The sequence below is a fragment of the Vibrio sp. 10N.222.52.B7 genome (assembly GCF_041474275.1).
GTDB classification, from domain to species: domain Bacteria; phylum Pseudomonadota; class Gammaproteobacteria; order Enterobacterales; family Vibrionaceae; genus Vibrio; species Vibrio crassostreae_C.
On the sequence record NZ_JBFRTU010000083.1, the window covers coordinates 42,377 to 57,490 of the forward strand.

At 44.1% G+C, this 15,114-nt stretch carries 14 protein-coding genes; 8 read left to right on the forward strand and 6 right to left on the reverse strand.

The annotated features are described in order from the left end of the window. Positions 1-9: 9 nt before the first annotated feature. The 5 genes from AB4512_RS19310 to AB4512_RS19330 are packed head-to-tail and all read left to right on the forward strand — an operon-like array spanning position 10 to position 4,820. The gene (locus AB4512_RS19310; RefSeq protein ID WP_082152263.1) at positions 10-1,422 is read left to right on the forward strand and encodes a PTS mannitol transporter subunit IICB; all 1,413 of its coding nucleotides are present in this window, start codon (positions 10-12) and stop codon (positions 1,420-1,422) included. A gap of 48 nt (positions 1,423-1,470) precedes the next feature. After that, positions 1,471-2,742, forward strand: a complete 1,272-nt coding sequence (locus AB4512_RS19315; protein ID WP_372175380.1) for a zinc-binding dehydrogenase — start codon at positions 1,471-1,473, stop codon at positions 2,740-2,742. Positions 2,743-2,800: 58 nt separating this feature from the next. After that, entirely contained in the window at positions 2,801-3,313 is a 513-nt protein-coding gene (locus tag AB4512_RS19320; RefSeq protein WP_017065193.1) for an MltR family transcriptional regulator, read from the forward strand. A gap of 10 nt (positions 3,314-3,323) precedes the next feature. Next, complete coding sequence (locus tag AB4512_RS19325; protein ID WP_017065845.1) at positions 3,324-4,058, forward strand: nucleoside/nucleotide kinase family protein; 735 nt, start codon at positions 3,324-3,326, stop codon at positions 4,056-4,058. Positions 4,059-4,073: 15 nt separating this feature from the next. Next, positions 4,074-4,820: a phosphatase gene (locus tag AB4512_RS19330; RefSeq protein ID WP_372175381.1), complete on the forward strand. Its 747-nt coding sequence runs from the start codon at positions 4,074-4,076 to the stop codon at positions 4,818-4,820. Positions 4,821-4,958: 138 nt separating this feature from the next. Here AB4512_RS19330 and AB4512_RS19335 read toward each other — a convergent pair whose 3' ends face one another. Then, complete coding sequence (locus AB4512_RS19335; RefSeq protein WP_017065196.1) at positions 4,959-5,174, reverse strand: hypothetical protein; 216 nt, start codon at positions 5,172-5,174, stop codon at positions 4,959-4,961. Between the two features lie 448 nt (positions 5,175-5,622). Here AB4512_RS19335 and AB4512_RS19340 point away from each other — a divergent pair, with 448 nt between their 5' ends. Then, entirely contained in the window at positions 5,623-5,883 is a 261-nt protein-coding gene (locus AB4512_RS19340) for a DUF5062 family protein (RefSeq protein ID WP_017061084.1), read from the forward strand. Positions 5,884-6,083: 200 nt separating this feature from the next. Here AB4512_RS19340 and melB read toward each other — a convergent pair whose 3' ends face one another. Further along, positions 6,084-7,511: a melibiose:sodium transporter MelB gene (gene melB / locus AB4512_RS19345; RefSeq protein ID WP_048610299.1), complete on the reverse strand. Its 1,428-nt coding sequence runs from the start codon at positions 7,509-7,511 to the stop codon at positions 6,084-6,086. A gap of 70 nt (positions 7,512-7,581) precedes the next feature. Further along, positions 7,582-8,934, reverse strand: coding sequence for an alpha-glucosidase/alpha-galactosidase (locus tag AB4512_RS19350; RefSeq protein ID WP_372175382.1), 1,353 nt, complete (start codon positions 8,932-8,934; stop codon positions 7,582-7,584). Between the two features lie 327 nt (positions 8,935-9,261). Here AB4512_RS19350 and melR point away from each other — a divergent pair, with 327 nt between their 5' ends. Then, positions 9,262-10,266 carry a transcriptional regulator MelR gene (melR, locus tag AB4512_RS19355; protein ID WP_372175383.1) on the forward strand — a complete coding sequence of 335 codons (1,005 nt, stop codon included), beginning with the start codon at positions 9,262-9,264 and terminating at the stop codon, positions 10,264-10,266. Between the two features lie 109 nt (positions 10,267-10,375). Here melR and AB4512_RS19360 read toward each other — a convergent pair whose 3' ends face one another. The 3 genes from AB4512_RS19360 to AB4512_RS19370 all read right to left on the reverse strand — a co-directional run bounded on the left by AB4512_RS19360 (position 10,376) and on the right by AB4512_RS19370 (position 13,536). Next, the gene (locus tag AB4512_RS19360; RefSeq protein ID WP_372175385.1) at positions 10,376-11,005 is read right to left on the reverse strand and encodes a bifunctional 4-hydroxy-2-oxoglutarate aldolase/2-dehydro-3-deoxy-phosphogluconate aldolase; all 630 of its coding nucleotides are present in this window, start codon (positions 11,003-11,005) and stop codon (positions 10,376-10,378) included. A 15-nt stretch (positions 11,006-11,020) separates the two neighbouring features. Further along, a complete protein-coding gene (locus tag AB4512_RS19365; protein ID WP_372175386.1) occupies positions 11,021-11,989 on the reverse strand; it encodes a sugar kinase in 969 nt (322 codons plus the stop codon). Between the two features lie 113 nt (positions 11,990-12,102). Then, a complete protein-coding gene (locus AB4512_RS19370) occupies positions 12,103-13,536 on the reverse strand; it encodes a PTS transporter subunit EIIC (RefSeq protein ID WP_017068132.1) in 1,434 nt (477 codons plus the stop codon). A gap of 260 nt (positions 13,537-13,796) precedes the next feature. On the opposite strand from AB4512_RS19370, the gene AB4512_RS19375 reads away from it, so the two are divergent. Continuing rightward, positions 13,797-14,996, forward strand: a complete 1,200-nt coding sequence (locus tag AB4512_RS19375) for an enolase C-terminal domain-like protein (protein ID WP_004732372.1) — start codon at positions 13,797-13,799, stop codon at positions 14,994-14,996. The last annotated feature ends 118 nt before the right edge of the window (positions 14,997-15,114 follow it).

Genomic DNA, 15,114 nt, shown 5'->3' on the forward strand with positions numbered 1-15,114 from the left:
GAATATACCGTGTCTACAAATATAAGAGCAAAAGTGCAATCTTTTGGTGGTCATCTGACCGCGATGGTATTGCCAAATATTGGAGCCTTCATCGCATGGGGCTTTATTACTGCATTATTTATTCCAACAGGTTGGATGCCTAACGAATATTTTGGTGAATTAGTGGGTCCGATGATCACTTATTTACTTCCTCTGCTTATTGGTTATACCGGTGGACAAATTGTCGGGGATAAGCGTGGTGCAGTTGCTGGTGCGATAGGTACCATGGGTGTTATCGCTGGCGCTGAGATTCCAATGTTTGTTGGCGCAATGATCATGGGTCCATTGAGTGGCTGGGTGATCGTTCAAATCGATAAACGCTTACAAGACAAGATCCCTTCAGGTTTTGAGATGGTGGTAAACAACTTCTCGTTAGGCATCTTCGGCATGTTGATGTGTTTATTTGCTTACGCGATTGTTGGTCCTGCTGTGACTGCTGCGAACCTATTCGTTAAGTCGGGTATCGAAGCGCTTGTGGCAACTGGTTTTCTTCCGTTACTTGCCATTATTAATGAACCAGCAAAAGTACTGTTCCTAAACAACGCTATCGACCAAGGTATTTACTACCCATTAGGTCTGCAAGCGGCGGCGGAAACGGGCAAATCGATCTTCTTTATGGTGGCGTCAAACCCAGGTCCTGGCCTAGGTATGCTTTTGGCTTACGCGAAATTTGGTCAAGGTCTAAGTAAGAAATCAGCACCAAGTGCAATCATCATTCACTTTTTCGGTGGTATCCATGAGCTGTACTTCCCATACGTGCTAATGAAGCCAATCATGATTGTTGCGATGATTGCTGGCGCGGCGACAGGTATTGCCACGTTCAACCTACTTGATGGTGGTCTGGTTGCTGGCCCTAGTCCTGGCTCGATTTTCTCTTACTTAGCACTCACACCAAAAGGTAGCTTCTTCGCAACCATCGCAGGTGTGGCTTCAGCAACGGTTGTGTCTTTCCTTGTCGCAAGTGCAATCCTCAAAGTGAGCAAGAAAGAACAATCAGAAGACGAGTTTGAACAGTCGATAACCGACATGAAAGATATGAAAGCAGAAGGGGTGGTAGCAAAAGCATCAGCTCAGGCCTCAACAGAACAGCCAAAAGAAGCAAAGAACATCAAATTTATTGCGTTTGCATGTGATGCGGGAATGGGCTCAAGCGCCATGGGAGCATCGACTTTCAAACGCAAACTAGAAAAAGCCGGTTACGATGTTCAAGTTAAAAACTTTGCCATCGAAAAAGTCCCAACTGATGCCGATGTGGTGGTGACTCACGAGAGCCTAGAGAATAGAGCGATTAAAGCAACGGGTTTACCTGTGGTCACTATCAAGAACTTCTTACATGACCCTGCATTAGACAACCTAATGAACACCATTGGTCAACAAGCTTAATTTAAATTTTGGGGGTCACTCAGTGGTCCCACTTTCGGAGAGAAAATCATGACTCAAACAACTGCTGCTGTTATCCGTGGTGAAAAAGATGTTCAACTTAGAACGTTCGATCTTCCAAAAATTTCTGATGATGAACTATTAGTTAAAAATATCTCAAACAGCATCTGTCTTTCTACTTACAAAGCAGCACTGTTAGGCAGCAACCATAAACGTGTACCGGGAAATATTGCTGAAGTACCTGTAATGACAGGCCATGAATACGCAGGTGTGATTGTAGAAGTAGGTGCTAACTTACAACACCGTTTTAAGCCGGGCGAACCATTTGTACTGCAGCCAGCAATGGGTTTGCCAACAGGCTACTCAGCAGGCTACAGCTATGAAACGTTCGGCGGCAATGCGACGTACTCAATTATCCCTAAAGTAGCAATCGACTTGGACTGTGTATTGCCTTACAAGAGTTCGTACTACGCTAATGCCTCTTTAGCTGAACCTATGTCATGCATCATTGGTGCGTTCCACGCAAGCTACCATACAACGCCTTATGTATATGAACATCAAATGGGCATCAAAGAGGGCGGCTCTCTTGCATTGTTAGCATGTGCAGGCCCTATGGGAATTGGCGCGATTGATTACGCGATTAACGGCCCTGTGAAGCCAAGCCGTATTGTGGTGACTGATATCGATGAAGCTCGTCTCTCGCGCGCAGAAAGCCTTATCCCGGTATCAAAAGCGACCGAGAATGGTATTGAACTCCATTACGTAAACACAGCGAAAATTGATGACCCTGTTACGTACTTAAAAGAACTGAATGACGGCAATGGCTATGACGATGTCATGGTGTATGCAGCGGTTGCACAGGTGCTTGAGCAAGCTGATGAGCTATTAGGTAACGATGGCTGCCTGAACTTCTTTGCTGGTCCAACAGATAAGCAATTTAAAGTACCGTTCAACTTTTACAATGTGCATTATGAATCTACGCATATTGTAGGAACCTCTGGCGGTTCAACAGGGGATATGGTTGAATCCATTGAACTTTCGGAAGCGGGTAAGATCAACCCATCATTTATGCTAACTCACGTTGGTGGCTTAGAGGCGGCACCTCACACTATCCTAAATCAACTGGATATTCCGGGTGGTAAAAAGCTAATCTACCCGCATATTGACCTGCCACTGACGGCAATTGATGAGTTCCATAAGCTAGCAGAGCAAGACCCGTTCTTCGGCGAACTAGACCGAATTTTGAAAGATAACAACTACGTTTGGAACGAACTGGCAGAGAAAGCACTGCTTGAGTTCTACGGCGTTAGCCTAACGGCGTAATCGATGATTTCGTGGCAGCTACACTGCTGCCACGACCAATAAGGAACATGTTATTACGGTGCAAGACGAATTATTAGATGCCTTAGAAGAGTGCGAAACCGCTACTTGTTTTATCCAAGCATCTCATAAGCTGATTAGCGTTAAGTTAAAGCATTTGTTACCAAGGGTATTTGTTCAAGATCCTTTGGTGATTGAGTATGCCGTGACCCCTCTACTCAAAGAGGATGGTCCTTTGGTCGAGATTGATGTGGTATCAAAGCTGATGTTTGCGATGGGTAAGATCTCAATAGAGAGTTACGCAGATATTAACTTGTTTGACCAAATGCACGGTTTTGTCGCTCAGCAACAAGAGCCAATTTCGTTTAGTGATGATGTCATTTACGACTTCATCACTAATCAAGCGACGCTCTCAAAGAGCGACGGCAGCATCTATCTTGATTCGATTAACCAATTAAAATTTTCATCATTCGACTCCTTTTCTCAAGCTCGCTATGAGTCACTGGTCAAAACCGTGTTGAAGCTCGCTTGCGAAGGTTTGTTAGAAACCGTGGAGAACGAAATTTTAGATTAAGGCTTTTCATATGAAAGTTTCCCTAAATGTCAGTGGCTTTGAGACCGAAGCTGTGTTTTCAGATAACAATATCGAACAAATTCATAAGCCATTGGTTGAAAAGTTTTCTCGTCTTTACCAAGAAAAGAACGAACGAACGGTTATATTCTTAGCTGCGCCTCCTGGCAGTGGAAAATCAACCCTAGCGGCATTCTGGGAGTACCTATCTCACACAATCCCAAATGTTGAACCATTGCAGGTGCTGCCTTTCGATGGCTTTCATTACCCGAACGAGATCCTCGATTCGAATTACACCATCCGCGGTGAAGAGAAGATAAAGCTGCGTAGTATTAAAGGCGCACACGAAACCTTTAACCTCACATCTCTTATCGACAAACTCAAGAAGCTAAAAGTTCAAGACCCAAAGTGGCCTTACTACGATCGTAACCTGCATGATCCAGTTGATGACGCAATCACCGTTGAAAAAGAGATTGTGGTGATTGAGGGAAATTGGCTTCTGCTCGATGAACCAGTATGGAGTGGGTTGAATGAGCTTGCTGATTTCACCATCTTCATCGATACCGCTCCTAAGTTTTTAGAAGAGCGTTTAGTGAACCGCAAGATTCGTGGTGGCTCAACGCTTGAAGAGGCTCTCGCTTTTTATAAAAGTTCAGATTCAAAGAATGTAGACATGGTTTTAAATCATTCTGTAAAAGCGGACCTAACTCTATATATGAACCAAGATGGTTCTTTTGATATCAATTAATTCTAGGAGGTCGCTATGAAGATCGTCGTCGACAGCCACACTCATACTCTTGCCAGCGGCCATGCTTACAGCACTATTATTGAGAACGCTAAAGCAGCACAGCATAAGGGGCTGAAACTTCTTTGTACAACGGATCATGCTCCTGAAATGCCGGGTGCCCCCCACTACTGGTTTTTCAACAATCAAAGAATTTTGCCCCGCTTTCTTCACTATGTTGGAATCCTGCGTGGAGTGGAAGCAAACATCACCAACATTGAAGGAGACTTAGATCTATCCCCTTCAACCTATCAGCACCTTGACTGGACCATTGCCAGCTTCCACGAACCTGTGTTTCCTCCATCCACTGAAGAGATACATACCCAAGCCCTCATTAATATAATTGAGGGGGGAAAGGTTGATGTGCTTGGGCACCTTGGTAACCCAAATTACCCATTTGATATTCGAGCCGTGCTTGAGTGTGCTAAACAGCACAATGTGGCGATTGAGGTGAACAATACCTCTTTGACGGGAAAAAGCCGCAAGGGGAGTGATGTACGCTGTTCTAAGATTGTGGAGATTGGAAAGCAAGTCGGGGTTTATTTCTCGACAGGCTCAGATGCCCATTTTTGTGAAGAGATAGGGAGTGTAGATCTCGCCATAGCGCTCCTTGAAAAGCATGATGTGGAAGAAGACAAAATAATCACTACCTCAACATCCCGCTTTTTGAACTTTTTATTATTGCGCGGTAAGAGTCGAATCGAAGAATTTGCACACTTATATTAAGTGTGTTGTTGAGTTAATGATTACTGGTATCAAAAAGCCCAAAGCTATTAACTTTGGGCTTTTCCGTATCTGGTAACCAGCATTTTATAATGAATTTTTAAAAAGAGAATGCTTGGTGATAGAGAACTGATTGGTTGATTAATGCATGCCTGAGCGCATTTTGTCGGCGAGCGCAAAGAAGACAAAAATGACGAAGCATACTAGAGCAACACACAGTGAAGCTATGATTGTAGTTGCGTCTTTTGATATCAATGGAACAACGATAGAAGCTAATGCAACCAACATAACCAAGATATGAACGACTCGTCCGATGATTGGGTTTTTATGACAGAATGAAGCCCAGAGGTAACGCATTTTTAACACCAGTATAATATTAGTGGTTTTATTCTATTTTCTTAATGAGTGTTTTGTAAATAATATTCTATAACAAGAACCTGTAAATATGAACTAAGTCATCATTGTATAAAACTAGTTAAATAACAGGGGTTTATCAATAGAAAAAAGATTGCCTCTCATTTTTATAAGAAAACATAGTATTCGGTATTGTGTTGGATATTAAGCTAAAATTTGTTCAATTTTGATTTCTTGACTTAAGATCTCATTTACTGAGTGTTTTGTTAAGAGATCGTTTGCGTATAGCCATTGATGCCATAAATACCAACCGAATTAGAATCAGCCTTGAGCCTGTTATTCGTTTTACGTTATTTATCAAAGCGACTCCTCAAATTGAGATCGAAGTAATCTTGTGAGTTTTTCGGTTTGATATACTCAGTATTCATTCGATAAAGATGATGGAGATGATATGTCGAAAACCGCGAAGATCATTAATGAAGATAAGCTGGTAAAAAAAGCAGTTGAAGTCGGTTTTAAGATGGCAAAGCTACAAGGTTTTGATTTACCAAATTCATCCCAACCGATAAAGGTTAAAGCGGTGTACTTGTTCCTGGTTGAAGTCAATCAGATCACACCGTTACCGGACGATAAGCTTGATGGCGCGAACATTAAGAAGCGTTTAGCACTCTGGCTTCATAAGGCACTGCCGGATAATGACCCGCTAAAATAAAGAAGTTCTGAAGACTGGTGTAGTTCACCTGATTTGAACTGATGATTGGCAACCTTTCCCCTAATCTCACTTATTGTTTTAATGTACGAAAGCCTAGCGATTACTCGCTAGGTTTTTTAGTTTCCGGGATTTTTTGCATCGATGATGTGCTGATTGTTTTGACTTTTCTGTCCCCTGTTTCTTTGACTTATTACTTGGATCTAAATTGCTTGTACTGGTTTGGTTGGCTTCGAAGCTTCTCCTGTGCTTGAGCCATCATTTGTAATGTGGTCGTATTTCTCGGTTAAGTGATCTTGAATTTTTTGGTGGTAGGCGCCGTTCAGTTTGTAGAAGCGGAAGTAGATGATTAACGCAATGGCAAAGAAGAAAGCCGGTAGGCCGACCATGATACATTGCATGCCGAATACGGTTTCAGGGCTTTGCGTTACGTTGGGCACATAGTCAACTGCAGTGAGAGCGATGCCGATAAAGAAAGCGGCAAATGCTGAGCCTGCTTTTACAACCAGAGTTTGCACCGAGTAAGCGATACTTTCACAACGAGACCCCAGTTTAAACTCACCGTAATCGACCGTATCTGCCACCATAATCACGTTCAGTACCCAGAACAGAGCTGTACCGATTTGTAGGAAGACGCCTGCCGTTGATATCAGCAGAATGCTTTGTTTGTCATACATGCCGACATAGATGAGTACTGCGCTGCCTAAGATAGGGAAAGTGGATGCACAGGCCCATAAAACTCGGCGTGAGAACATTTTCGCAAGTTTAGGGAACAACACTAGAGTGATAAGGTTCGCGATACCTGCATACGCCATGTAGTACGGGAACAGCTCTTCATTACCGACCACATAAGTAAAATAGTAAACCGCGAAGGCGGTAATGATGTTGGTCGCAAGGTTGTAAGACAACGCCATACACAGAACACTGGTCAGTTGGTCGTTTTTGTAGATAAGTGACAGTAGTTTTTTCAGTGAAACCTTTTCTTCAGGTTGAGTTGTGTCTAGGTTGGCGGTTGAATAACGTTCCTTCACATTACGCAATGTAATGAAAGTTGATACCAAGAAACAAGCGATCAGCAAGAGTGTAAAAATCTGGAAGCCGAACCCTTTGTCGTCACCACCTACGTAATTCACGAAAGGCATCGCGATAGCCGCAGTTACAATCCAAGCTAGGCTAGCAAAGAAGCGAGGGTATGGGACGAGCTCTTCACGTTCACGCTTATCTAAGGTGAGTGTTGGAACCAATGACCAAAAAGGAATATCCATTAATGTGTAGGTCATGCCCCAAAGAATATAGGTGACAGCAGCGTAAGCGATTAGCCAAGGGCCTTCGATATAGTGAGCACTAAACACCATCAATAGAACGACTGAATTGGCGAGCGTGCCGATTAAAATCCAAGGCTTGAATTTACCCCAACGAGTGCGGGTGTTATTGACCAGCCATCCCATAATTGGGTCATTGACCGCATCCCAGATACGCGCGACGAGGAAAATAGTACCGACTGCAGCGGCAGAAATACCGACCACATCGGTGTAGTAAAACATTAGGTACATATAGACGATGGTGATTGCGAAGTCTTTACCAAATGCGCCAAAGCCGTAACTTAGCTTGGTATTCATTGAGATACTCATTGCCACTCCTTACGCCTCCTCACTGAGAAGGCGTTAATATTCACGTTATTGTATTTTTATTAGTATGAAATTACTTGTTAACCCACTCTGGTAACCAACCTTGATGAGCCTCAATCAAGTCATCAACCAGCACGTATATTTCTTCTATTCCAAGTACTGCGGCGGTATGAGGATCAAGCATCGCAGCATGATAAATACGGTCGCGGTTTTCAGTGAGAATGGCTTCGGTTAATAGAGTTTGAACGTTGATGTTGGTTTGCATCAATGCCGCTAAGTGATTTGGTAGGCGACCAACTTTGATCGGTTGCACACCATTCGCATCAACTAAACAAGCGACCTCAACACAGCAACCTTGCGGCAGGTTATCGATTAAGGCTTCATTTTTAACGTTGCCATAGATGACGCTCGGTATACCTGTCCAGATGGAGTTCATGATGGTGCTAGCGTACTCATGAGATTCTTCAACGGTGATCTTATCGGCCGTTTTGAACTCTTGAAGATCCTTTTTCCAATCGGCAATCTGTTCGACACAACGTTTAGGGTATTCATCAAGTGGCACTTTATAACGTTCAATTAAATCTGGACGATTTGGCTTGATAAAATAAGGGGTATATTCAGAAAAATGTTCAGAAGACTCTGTCACAAAGTAGCCCAGCTTCTTAAACATCTCATAGCGGATTAAATTGGTGCAGCGGCCATTGTGGTACACACCCGGTTTAGGCGCTTGGCCACTCTCAAAGGCTTCAAGTAGGTCTGGGTAGATATCGACGTACTCACCGCTTTCGGTTTTCTTCTCGAGGGTCAAGTAGTAAGCCATGTGGTTGATGCCAGCGCAGGTGTAGCGAAGGTCTGCGTAATCTAAGTCTAGGTCTCGAGCTAGTTCTTCAGCAGTACCTTGTACAGAGTGACATAAACCGACTTGTTTAATGTGCGGATACTTCTCGTACATTGCCCATGTGTTCATTGCCATTGGGTTGACGTAGTTGAGCATGGTCGCGCTTGGGCAAACTTCAGTCATATCTTCACAGACACTCCAAAGATGCGGGACTGTGCGCAGTGAACGCATTATGCCGCCCGGACCAAGTGTGTCAGCGATTGTTTGTTCCAGACCATGGCGCTTACACACCTCGAAATCGGTGACGGTACAAGGTTCGTAACCGCCGATTTGGAAAGCGATGACGACAAAATCTGCGTCTTGTAGCGCTTCTTTCTGATTTAAGTGACATGAAATAGAGCCAGTAGCGCCTGATGATTCCATCAACTTACTGACGACAAGGTGAGACTCTTCTAATCGGGTCTCATCAATATCCATCAAGGCGACATGAGCGTTTTGTAATGCCGAACGGTGGAAAACGTCACCAAGAATGTTCTTAACAAAAATGGTTGAGCCAGCACCGATGAATGTGATCTTAGGGCTTTGCATAGTGGAATCCTTTATCTCTCTGAGTTCTTTGTTGATGCAGATAAATTACACCTAGAACCCATGTCGATTCGTCTCAGATAATCTAATAGCTCTCCCGTTTTCTAATATTTTTAAATCACCCAATGAAAATCTTAGGAAATGGGACAACTTGCTGGCTTTTAAGGAGAGAGCTTATGCAATGAAGCGAGTTTTGCACTTAAGATACTGACTCTAATCACATCGTGATGATCTTATGAATTGGGGTACTGCGGCTCTATGATCGCCTTCAGAGTTTTATTATCGAGGAACTGCTAAAACTCAGCTATACGATTTCCTAAGGAGCGAGATATGCCACAATCAGCCCCAGATACGGTGAGAATTATCACTTTAGATAAGTACTCATCCGAGACCGTGTCGGTAAGTCCGCTTTCTCTCTATTCTTCCTATGAGAAAATCGATATCGAACTCAGAGCGCCTCACTCCATGCCAGGCTATCACTGGCATGGTCAAGTTGAGGTGAATATTCCCTTTGGGGATGATGTGGAGTACATCATTAACGGCAGTCCGGTTGTGGTTAAGAGCGGATCGATTGGCTTGTTTTGGGCATCGGTACCGCATCGACTTACCAATCCAGGTCAATGCCATAATATGGGGATCATCAACATACCAATTCACCATTTTATGTCGTGGGCTCTCAGTCGGGATTTTATCAATCAGATAACTCACGGTAGTGTATTGCAATCGAATTCCTGTGCGTTGATCAGTGAGTTTGAAATCTCCCGTTGGGCACAAGAGATAAAACATTCGTCCGAAAGCCGTCAACAGTTAGCTATGGATGAAATTGGCTTAATGCTTAAACGAATCTGCCTTGATGGTTGGCAACAACTGCTGGTAAATCGACAGGATAAGTCGACCAAGAAAGGGGTATCGAAACACTCCCAGTTCTATGTCAGCCAGATGTTGGAATACATTGCGACTCACCATAATCAGCTATTAACCGTTAAAGATATCGCTGAACATATTGGGTTACACAGCAACTACGCGATGAACGTATTTCAGCGAACGATGCAGATGACCATTAAGCAGTACATCACAGCGATGCGCATCAACCACGCTCGTGCTTTGCTGAGCGATACGGATAGAACCATTCTCGATATCTCACTCACGGTGGGCTTCAATTCGAGCAGCCGATTCTATGAAACCTTCCAAACGTACATTGGTGTCACGCCGACTCAATATAGAAAATTAGCGAGAGAAGATCACCGATGGAGCAGTCATGGGGCCAGCCCGCTATACGACCTTGAGAAAGGTGCGTGTGATGGCAAAAGGCCATTAACGACGACAGACAGTTAGCGGTATTGATATAACCCGATAAAAGCAAAGCCACAGCATGTGCTGTGGCTTTGTTGCTATGGAATCAAGGGAGTTTGTCCTTTCTAGAACGTTTTCGACTAGCTTTCGACTAGCGATTCACTTGCTCAACAACCTCGCGTGTTAGGCGGGCAATCTCATCCCACTCTCCGTTTTCAACGAGCTTCTTATCAACCATCCAAGTGCCACCGCAGGCTAATACCTGAGGTACAGCCAAGTAATTATCGATGTTTGATGGCGTGATACCGCCAGTTGGCATGAGTCGAATATCGCCGTATGGGCCAACGAGTGATTTAACCATGTTGATGCCGCCAGAGGCTTCTGCTGGGAAGAATTTCAAGGTTGTTAAGCCCATCTCTAATGCAGCTTCAACGGTGCTTGGATTGTTCACACCTGGAATGATATCGATACCGATCTTTTGGCATGCTTTAACCGTGTTCGGGTTAAAGCCCGGTGATACCACAAACGTTGCGCCTGCTTCTTTCGCGGCCAGTGCTTGCTCACGGTTCAAGATGGTGCCTGCGCCGATCAGCATATCAGGCTGTGCTTGGCGAAGCAGTCGGATAGCTTCAACAGCGGCGTCTGAACGGAACGTAATCTCAGCTGCAGGAAGTCCATTCTCAGCCAATACTTTGCCTAGAGGGATAATATCCTCTGCGTTATCAATGGCGATAACAGGGATAACTTTAAGTGCTTTTAGCTGTTCGTTAATTGTAGACATGTGTACTTCTTAATATCAGTTTGAAAGAGTGTCGGTGATGGATTTTGGGATGATTGCACCATGATGTTGAATCACCAATCTGGCTAATGCATTACCTTGGTAGCAGGCTTCTTCAATAGAACCTCCAGCGAGATAGCAAGATAAGAAACCGCCGTTAAAAGAGTCGCCGGCAGAGGTGCTATCAACCACGGTTTCTACTGGCGTGGTTTCAATTAGGCTTGGTGTTTGGGCTGGAGTTTCACTGACCAAACAGCCTTCAGCACCGAGTTTTACAATGATGGTCTGCACGCCAAGCCTGTGTAGTCGGTCGATGGTGTCTTGAGGTGTTTGGTCGCCCCATAGTTGCTGTTCATCATCAAAGGTAACCAAGGCGATATCAGTGGTTTGATAACCCAGTCGATAGCACTCTTTGGTCGCGCTTTCTGATTCCCATAGTTTTGGTCGGTAGTTACTATCAAAGGCGATGGTAACGCCACGTTCACGCAGGCCTTCAATGATAGTGAGCAACTTTAGCTGATCGCTGTGTGGCAATATCGCGAGGGAAATACCACTCAGAAACACCATATCAACATCGTGAAGTTGGTTGGCTATCTTATCGAAATCGGGGTGCTGTACCATGTAGCGAGCCGCCGAATCGTTGCGCCAGTATAGGAAGGTGCGCTCACCAACATCGTCGAGTTGAATGAGATAGAGCCCGGGTGAACGCTGCTCGTCAATAAGCACGAATTCGGTTGATAGTCCTTCATCTTGCCATCGGTTAAGCATCTCTTGGCTGATAGCGTCAGAGCCAAGCGCCGAGACATAGCTAGTTCGCATCGCTGGATTCGCAGTGTTATTGCAGTTCATGGGGTTGCTAACCGCAGCGCTGCGGTTCAAGTAGATTGCCGCGTTTAATGTGTCTCCACCATAGCTTTGATGCATGTCGCCAAATGGAGCCCCATTCAGTTCAATCATGCACTCACCGATGATTGCGATGTGGGTCATAATATAGCCTTAGAAAGGAAAGGTTGGGTTTGTTCGTATTGAGGAAAACATGACCATAATGAGATATGGTCATGCTTTTTCGATTCTAATCTTACGGGAGTGAGACTAGCCGATTACTTGTTGTCTAGTTTTACGAACAACATCGTTAGGACGAAAGACAGTGCGAATACACCCACCACGCCCATCAGTGCTTGAATGAAGTTTTGCGTACCGCCTGCAAGGTAAGCTGGCAAGCTGAATACAGAAGAAAGAATGTAGCTTGTTAAGTGCGTATCGATCGTTACCGAGATAGCACCAAACACACCTGCAGCCAAACTCGCGGTCATCATCGCTTTGGTGTATTTCGTGAGGACACCAAATAGAGCCGGCTCCGTGATGCCTAAGATAGCGGTAACACTTGAGCCCATCGTAATTGAAGATTGCTCTTTAGAAACCGTTTTACGTTGCTTGTGCCAGATAGCCATGGTTGCCCCCGCAATTGCCATGTTACCTAAACACATGATAGGCATCAGTAGATCCTTACCATACAGTGCAAAGTTGTTCAGGCTGATCGGCGTCATGCTGTGGTGGATACCAAATACGATGGTAATCGGGCGAGTTAGACCAAACACAAAGCCGGTTAACGTCGGAGAGATTTCCAGTAGTGAACTCATCACCCAACCTGCGCCATTACTTAGCCAGATACCAGCAGGGCCAACAAATGATAGCGTGATGGTCGAAGTTACCGTAAAGGCAAGCAGTGGTGTAAATACAGGCTTCGCAGAAGAAGGAACTAGGCGGTCAACTAACGGAGTCACTTTAGACAATAACCAGATTGCTAGAATCGCAGGAACAATCGCGCCGCCGTAGTTGAGCAGCTCAATAGGAACCACGCCAAGAACCGTCAGCTCAGGTGCAGCGCCTGCGTCTTTTAGCATTGTTGCTTTATCAACAAGCAGAGGCGCTAGCATTGCTGAAGAGACAGCAAGCGCAATGTATTCGTTTACTTTGAATACCTTAGCGGCAGAGAAAGAAACCAGCATAGGTAAGAAGAAGAACACAGCAACAGAGATCGAGCGGAAGAAATAAACTGTGTCTGAGGTTTCAGAGATAACATTGGTTGCAATAAGACCAGACAACAGGCCCATCAACATACCCGCGCCAGCGATTGCGGGTACAACCGGACCAAAGATGCCTGCGACAATACGCATCACGCCTTGGAACAGCTTGCCTTTCTCTAGTTCATCAGCCGGATTAGCGTCAGCTTGTTGAGTGTTTGATAGCGCGTTGAACCACTTCTCGACCTCAACACCGATGATGACTTGAGTTTGGCCTTGTTGAAGTACCACACCTTTCACATCTGCGATCTGCTTGATTGCTTCTTCGTCTACCAGCGACTCGTCTGCTAATTTGAATCTCAGCCTTGTCATACAGTGCGTGATACTCACGATATTGTCTTCACCACCAAGTGCAGTGATTAATAACTGTATATTTTCTTTGAAATTTTTCTTCTTCGATGATGACTTCGAGTTATTAATAACGGCATCACTTTTTTCTACCATTTGCATACTACACCTGTTATTGGAATATATTTAACTCGAGCAATCATAACGACAACCAATTTAAATCCAACGGAGTAAAAAGAGATCTCAATCACACTTAAAATCCGAAAAATTATTTTTTCACCGTTTTTGGCCAATTGGTATGTTTTGGTTATCAAAAAAAATCACTTAACGTACCAATTATTTTTACGCAAAATTAGCGCTTGAAATGTGGTTTTTAAAGCGGTTAGATAATAGGAGTTGACTTAAGTTTAGGTTATTTAATTGTGAAAGAAACTATTATATCTGATATCCATTGTATTATTACTAAACCAGACAGACACAACCTCATTACCGTGGTAGTTGAAACGAATGAAGGCGTGACAGGGTTTGGTTGTGCGACATTCCAACAAAGACCGCTTGCTGTAAAAACAATGGTCGATGAATATTTAAAACCTATTCTTATTGGTAAAAACGCCAATAATATTGAAGACTTATGGCAAATGATGATGGTCAACGCTTATTGGCGAAATGGCCCTGTTATCAATAATGCAATTTCCGGTGTTGATATGGCACTGTGGGATATTAAAGCCAAATTGGCGGGTATGCCGTTACACCAGTTATTTGGTGGTAAGTCTCGTGATGCTATTCCTGTATACACACACGCGACGAGCGACACGATGGAAGGGATTTATGAGCTGGTGGAATCTTTCCTAGACAAAGGCTACAAGCACATTCGTTGTCAGCTTGGTTTCTATGGCGGCGTTCCAACGGATTTGCATACCACTCAAAACCCGACTGAAGGTTCGTACTACGACCAAGATCAGTACATGGATAATACTCTAACGATGTTTAAGTCGCTGAGAGAGAAATATGGTAATCAATTCCATATTCTTCATGATGTTCATGAGCGCCTATTCCCGAACCAAGCGATACAATTTGCGAAGGAAGTCGAGCAATATAAGCCGTATTTCATTGAAGATATTCTGCCGCCAAATCAAACGGAATGGTTGGATAATATTCGCAGCCAGAGCTCAGTTTCATTAGGTTTAGGGGAGTTATTTAATAACCCTGAAGAGTGGAAATCATTGATTGCTAACCGCCGCATTGATTTCATTCGTTGCCATGTTTCACAGATTGGTGGTATTACCCCAGCTCTGAAACTCGGCCATCTATGTCAGAACTTCGGTGTTCGTATTGCATGGCATTGCCCGCCAGATATGACGCCAATTGGCGCAGCGGTAAACACGCATTTGAATGTGCATTTACACAATGCTGCCATTCAAGAACATGTCGAGTACAACGAGAATACACACAAGGTATTCCCGAACGCTGCAGAGCCAATTAATGGCTACTTATACGCTTCTGAAATCGCAGGTATTGGTGTTGAAATCGACCGAGAGGTTGCAGCCGAGTTCCCTGTTATGTATCGCCCCCACGAGTGGACTCAAAGTCGCCTTCCTGATGGCGCGATTCATACCCCTTAACTCGTATTTTTAATATCAAATGGTCGCTATAAGCGGCCATTTTCTTATTTAATATACTTACCAGATATTACGTATTATCTGGTAAGTATATTTCTAGTATCATTAAATGAATAATATT